Origin of the sequence: Pseudomonas sp. GM18 (assembly GCF_000282195.1) — a bacterium.
Classification (GTDB): domain Bacteria; phylum Pseudomonadota; class Gammaproteobacteria; order Pseudomonadales; family Pseudomonadaceae; genus Aquipseudomonas.
Window position 1 is genome coordinate 1 of the sequence record NZ_AKJT01000073.1, and the last position, 5486, is coordinate 5486.

Below are 5486 nucleotides of genomic sequence, written 5' to 3' on the forward strand. Positions count from 1 at the left end.
CGGCGGCCGCCGTGATTGTCGGCCAGTACGTCGAGCCCGACGTGGTGCTTGCCTCGATGACCCAATTGGTGGCCAAGTCGTTGCTGAACGTGGAAGTCGGCGATGAAGAAGTGTTCTACCGTCTGCCCGACACCACACGTGGCTATGCACTGGAAAAACTTGACCAGGCCCAAGAGCTGGCGGACACCCGAGAGCGCCACGCCGAATGCTGCCTGGCCTTGATGCATCAGGCGCAGAGCGATTGGGAACACACCCAGAGCGAGCGCTGGACCGAGCGTTACGCCCGCAGCCTGGAAGACATTCGTGCGGCGCTCGATTGGGCCTTGAATACTCAAGGGGCGCAAGCGTTGGCCATCCGCCTTGCCGCGACCTCAACACCGCTCTGGCAGGAACTGTCGCTGCTCAAGGAGCACGGTGTGTATGTGCGCAAGGCCTTGGCGTTGCTCAAGGCGACAGACCGTCCCTGCCCGCGTTTGGAAATGACCCTGAAGCTCGCCCTCGGCAGCTCCTGCTACCACACCCAGGGCGGCACCGCCGAAACCATCGAAGCGTTCGTCAGCGCGAAACGACTGGCCGAAGACTGTAACGATATGGCCGGTCAGCTCAGGGCAATCTCGGGGCACATGGCGGTCAACCTCAGTTGTGGCCAGTACCAAATAGCCCTGGAGCAGAGCCGGCAATTTGACCGTTTGGGACTGCACGGCGACGCGGTGTTATCCCTGAGCACTCACCGCTTGCGGGTCCTGGCCCTGCATTTTGCCGGGGATCAGGCACTGGCGCTGGAGAATGCCGAGCAGGTCATTCAACGCCTGGCCCAGAGCGGCCACCTCAACCGCTTCACCCATGGTTTTGGCGTGCAGTACGACCAGAGCGTGGCGGCCCTGACGATTCTGGCGCGCATTCTCTGGTTGCAAGGGCTCCCGGAAAAAGCCTGGCGCACCGCGCGACAAGCGCTCGACATCGCGATGCAGATCAATCATGGCACGTCCATTTGCTACACCCTGGCGCTGTCCGGTTGCCTGATCGCCCACTACAACGGCGACACCCCCGGCGCCCGCGAGCTCTTGGGCCTGTTGCTCGTGCAAGCGCAGAAACACTCGGTGTCGCTGTTCTACACGTGGGCCAAACATTACGCGCAGGTGATCACCGTTGCCGAGACGCCCTCGTCCCCGCGACCAGACGCTGGGTTGATCAAGGAAATCATGGTCACACTGGACAGCCGTTTCATTGATGAAGCGTTACTGGAACGAGCCGAAAACGGCACGGCGGGCTGGAGCACGGCGGAGATTCTGCGGGCCCGGGCCGACGCGTTACTGGCAGAGGATTGCCCGAGCAGCGTCGACGCGGCCGAGGCGGTGCTGCTCAAGGCTTTAGCCGTGGCAAAAAACCAGGGAGCGCTGGCCTGGGAACTGCGCAGCGCTACATCACTGGCCCAGCTCTGGCAGCGTCAGGGCCACTTCCGGCAAGCCCATGAGCTGCTAGCGCCGATTTACCAGCGCTTCACCGAAGGCTTCGCCACACCGGACCTGATAAAAGTCCGGCGGTTACTCGACGAGTTGCAGCGCGACCTGCCCGCCTGATGTCCAGTGGGCCTGGCTGATATAGCGCTCATAACGCAATTCGAAGGCACGCAAGTAACCGCTGTGCTCGAGCTTCTCCAGGGCGTAGGTGCGCGTGGTATTGAGGAAACGGTAGCGGGTCACGCCGTTGCCCTGCTCCACCGACAGCAGCGATTTATTCGCCAGACTCTCCACCACGTTGACCAGGCTTGCGGGCAGCAGCATCGCGCCACTGATCACGCCAATCGCCGCGTCCAGCGTAAACGCCATCTTGAACACCGCCAGCCGCTGCAACACCATCTGCTCCAACGGGCTCAGCCGTTCATAGCTCCAGTCCAGCGCGGCTTTGAGATTCTGATGCCGTGGCACGGCGGTGCGTCGACCTTGGCTCAACAGCTGAAAACAGTTGCCGAGTTGCGCTTGCAACCCCACCAGCGCCAGTGCGTCGATTTGCGCCGCCGCCAGCTCAATGGCCAGCGGCAAGCCATCCAGCCGCCGACAGATTTCGCGCACAGCATTGAGATCCTGTTGGCGCAAGGCAAACCCTTGCTGACGGGCTCGGGCGCGACTGACCAACAGCTGCACCGCTGAATACCCCATGACCTCGGCCACGCTATGTATCGCCGAGGCGGGCGGCACCGTCAGGGCTGGTAACCGCAGCAGCGTTTCCCCTGCCGCTCGCAGCGGTTCGCGACTGGTGGCGAGGATCGACAACCGAGGCGCCGAGGCCAGCAGATCGTCCACCACTGTCCGACAACGTTCGAGCAGATGCTCGCAGTTGTCGAGCACCAGCAAGGCATGCCGTTGCGCTAACGCCTTGGTGCCGACGTCCAGTTCCAGAGTGTGCGACAGATGATCGACAAGCTGCGACGGGTCATCGATGGCCGCCAGATCAACCATCCAGACACCGTCCCGATAGTGCTGCAACAGCAACTCGGCCACGCGCAACGCCACGGTGGTCTTGCCAATGCCAGCAGGGCCGGCCAGGGTCATGAAGCGCCGAACCGGCAACTGCCGGACCACGCTGCCGACGATCGAGTCGCGACCGGTCACCGGTGTGAGTCGCGCAGGCAGGTTGTGTTGAGGCTTGTGCACGGTTTCGACCAGCACCGGCGTGCCCGCCCGGTCGTGCTGCACCGGGGCGATGAAGCTATAACCTCGCTGGGGAATATTAACGATATAGGGGTGCCCGTTCGGCATATCGCCAAGTGCCCGACGCAGGGCGGCGATGTGTACGCGCAGGTTGATTTCCTCGACTACCGATGTCGGCCAGACGTGGGCAATCAGCGCCTCCTTGCTGACCACCGCACCGGCGTGTTCGACCAGCACCTGCAAAATTTCCAGGGCTCGCCCACCCATGCGCAGCGGCCGATCACCGTCCAGGATCAACCGCTGATGCAGGTGGAACGCGTAGGGTCCAAACCGCAGTACCGTGTCGCTGTTTATATTTCTGAGGCTGTTCATGCACGTTCATGTGCTGAAAACCTGGCCTGGTTCAAGGAACTGCAAGGTCCCTCGCACCCGCCCATCCAGGCTCCCGCACCTCCTTAAAAAAGAGTTCACGGGTATCTTGGCAGGCATCGATGACGGTACAACGGCCATGGGAGGAGCGTCACGGCCATCACGGTGCTGGTTACGGACACCAGGGGCTCTAGTGTCCTGTCTCGCAAATACTGTTCCTTTTTGACGGCGTCTATTGCCGTCATGCTGCGTTGCCGCTCCTCGCCATAGCGGGCTATGACTCGTCGCGGCGCCTTGCCTGACGACAACAGCCACTCGTCAAAAGAGGAACGTATTTGTGAGACAGGACACTAGCTGAACTGCTCGCGGTACTGGGTGGGGGTCAGGCCGAGCTTTTCACTGAACAGAAAGCGCATATGGCGCACGCTGCCGAAGCCACTTTTATAGGCCACGGTCTTGAGTGGCAGTTCGCTGGTCTCCAACAGATTCCTGGCGTGATCGATGCGGGCGCTTTGCAGAAACTCCATCGGCGTCATGTTCACTTCCCGGGCGAAAACCCTGGCGAAGTGCCGCGCACTCATGTTCACCAGACTGGCCATGCGTTCGATGCTGAACGCTTCGTCGAGGTGTTCGAGCACATGGTTCTGCACCCGGGTGATCGACGTTTCCTGGGGGGCCACTGCCATCACCAGCGGACTGAACTGCGCCTGCCCGCCCTGGCGTTTCATCACCACCAGCAGCACTTTGGCGACGTCCAGGGCGACTTTCTTGCCGTGGTCCTGGGCAACTACCGCCAGCGCCAGGTCGATGCCAGCGGTGACACCGCCGGAAGTGATGAGGTCGCGGTCCTGTACGAAAATCTGATCGGTCTCGACGATGGCCTTGGGAAAGCCCTTGATCAGTCGTTCGGTGTAATGCCAGTGAGTGGTCACGCGAAAACCGTCCAACAATCCGGCATGCCCGAGCACGAACGCGCCGGTGCAGATCGACCCGTATAGGTTCGCACGGCTGACGGCAGCCTGAAGCCAGTTGAGCAGCGGCGGATGTTTTTCGTTGTAGGCCCCCGGCCCGCCCGGAACCAGCAACACATCGTAGTGCCCGTTCGCCTGATCGATGTGCAGATCGGCCTGGACGCTGACGCCGTTGGAAGCCCGCAATGCGCCCTGTTCGGTGCCGATGGTCAACAGTTCGTATCGGTCAGCCGGTTGCAGATAACGATTGGCGATGGAAAACACTTCCATGGGGCCGGCCATGTCGAGCAGGAGAAAGTCTGGGAACAACACCATTGCCACGGTTTTCATGGGTTCAAGGTCACTAAAAGAGAACTGTTCAATACCACTGCGCCGAACACCAAAACCCTGTGGGAGCGAGCAGGTATCGTGCCTGACATTATGGCCAAATGTAACAACAAGGATACATGAACCCGCTCACATAACTGTCAACCTGTAAGAGACAGTATTTCAATTTTCATCTACTTATTGCGCCGAAAGGTAAACATTAACCTTCTCCTCACTCGGACGAATTCACGTCCTGACAGGAGATTTCATAATGCTGACCCTTCGCAAAGCTTCGGATCGTGGTGCGGCCAATCACGGATGGTTGAAGTCGTTCCATACCTTTTCCTTTGCCAACTACCGCAACCCACGGGAACAGGGTTTTTCCGACCTGTTGGTGATCAACGACGACCGCGTGGCCGCCGGCAAAGGCTTTGGCCAGCACCCTCACCGCGACATGGAGATTTTCTCCTACGTGCTCGAAGGCGCGCTGGAACACAAGGACACTTTAGGCACCGGTTCGGTAATCCGCCCAGGTGACGTGCAACTGATGAGCGCCGGCAGTGGCGTGGCGCACAGTGAATACAATCACTCATCGACACGCCCGGTGCACTTCCTGCAAATCTGGATCGTGCCTGACGTCAGCGGCGCCAAACCGCGTTATCAACAAGAGCATTTCAGCAGCCAGAAAAAACGTGGACGCTTGCAGCTGATTATCTCCCCGGACGGGGCCAACGGTTCGCTGAAAGTCCGGCAGGATGCGCGGGTGTATGCCGGCCTGATCGACGGCAAGGAAAGCGCCACGCTGAAACTGGCCGCCGATCGCTACGCTTATGTGCATGTGGCACGTGGCCGTGTCGAACTGAACGGTATGCAGCTACAGGAAGGCGACGGCGTACGAGTTCGCGAAGAACAAGTGCTGACCTTGAGCAATGGCGTGGACGCCGAGGTGCTGGTGTTTGATTTGCGGCCGCAGGAGTTGCCGGAAATGCCGTGATCCCATTGTTACAGTGCGCAAAAAAACGGCCGGATCAAGGCCGTTTTTCTGATTGCCTTGCCCTAAGGCGATCCGTAGCAGCTGCCGAAGGCTGCGTTCGGCTGCGTAGCAGTCGTAAAATCGTAAACTGCGGTGCGTCAGGCAGACCGTGCTTGTCGGATTCACGGCTGCTACGCAGCCGAACGCAGCCTTCGG

At 60.3% G+C, this 5486-nt stretch carries 3 protein-coding genes and 1 pseudogene; 2 read left to right on the forward strand and 2 right to left on the reverse strand.

Features of this window, described 5'->3' with window-relative positions; genetic code table 11:
* Nucleotides 1–1580, forward strand: a pseudogene (locus PMI21_RS09395) (transcriptional regulator); the annotation flags it as partial.
* Here PMI21_RS09395 and PMI21_RS09390 read toward each other — a convergent pair.
* On the reverse strand, nt 1545–3023 hold the full coding sequence (locus tag PMI21_RS09390) for an ATP-binding protein (protein ID WP_007939862.1): 1479 nt from the start codon (nt 3021–3023) through the stop codon (nt 1545–1547). The pseudogene PMI21_RS09395 and the gene PMI21_RS09390 overlap by 36 nt on opposite strands.
* Before the next feature lie 347 nt (nt 3024–3370).
* On the reverse strand, nt 3371–4321 hold the full coding sequence (locus tag PMI21_RS09385; protein WP_007939866.1) for a GlxA family transcriptional regulator: 951 nt from the start codon (nt 4319–4321) through the stop codon (nt 3371–3373).
* Between the two features lie 247 nt (nt 4322–4568).
* On the opposite strand from PMI21_RS09385, the gene PMI21_RS09380 reads away from it, so the two are divergent.
* Nucleotides 4569–5291 carry a pirin family protein gene (locus tag PMI21_RS09380; RefSeq protein ID WP_007939867.1) on the forward strand — a complete coding sequence of 241 codons (723 nt, stop codon included), beginning with the start codon at nt 4569–4571 and terminating at the stop codon, nt 5289–5291.
* The last annotated feature ends 195 nt before the right edge of the window (nt 5292–5486 follow it).